General features: G+C 31.2%; 1 protein-coding gene. It reads left to right on the forward strand.

The genetic code is table 11. The annotated features are described in order from the left end of the window. On the forward strand, positions 1 to 616 hold a 616-nt coding region (locus AWU74_RS11910; RefSeq protein WP_202966429.1), incomplete at its 5' end, for a hypothetical protein. Positions 617 to 738 lie beyond the last annotated feature (122 nt).

The following is a 738-nucleotide window of genomic DNA, read 5'->3' on the forward strand; positions in this document are numbered from 1 at the left end:
GTACTATCCTATTAATGCACGGCAAAAAATAAATTGGCTTAAGAGAAGGATTATTTTTGATATTGAAGAACAGAAAATAATACCGATTTGCTTAAAAATAATTGACGATTTTAAGCCTGATATTATACAGGTATTTGGTTCAGAAAACTGTTTTGGATTATTGGCGCAATATACAGATATACCTGTAGTAATCCATATACAAGGAGTACTCTACGCCTACGCCTACGCCTACTTTCCTCCGGGATATAATAATTCTGATTATCTTCTCTACAACAACTTTAATATACTAGATTCAATAAGGCAAGTATGGAGGGATAAAATATTCAGGATAAAAACAAAAAGAGAGAAAAGAATATTAGAATCCTGCCGCTATTATATTGGAAGAACTAATTGGGACAAGTGTTTAACTCAACTATATAATCAAGAATCAATATATTATCATTGCAACGAGACATTGAGAAATGAATTTAGTAGAACAGAGAACATTTGGCAAATACACAATAGAGATAAAATAATATTAATATCGGTAATTTCTCCGCCTTTATATAAAGGCATAGATTTAATAATAAAGACCGCAAAAATATTAACAGAAAATACAAATATCAATTTTGAATGACACAAATTGCATCGTTATCTGCAAAAATTAAATCATCCTTATGGATTTCAACGCCATCGACCAGTATATCTACATCAACAGCCTGTACTCGTCCACGGCCTTTTATATCTACAGGAAATAGA

Source organism: Treponema endosymbiont of Eucomonympha sp. (assembly GCF_001028545.1).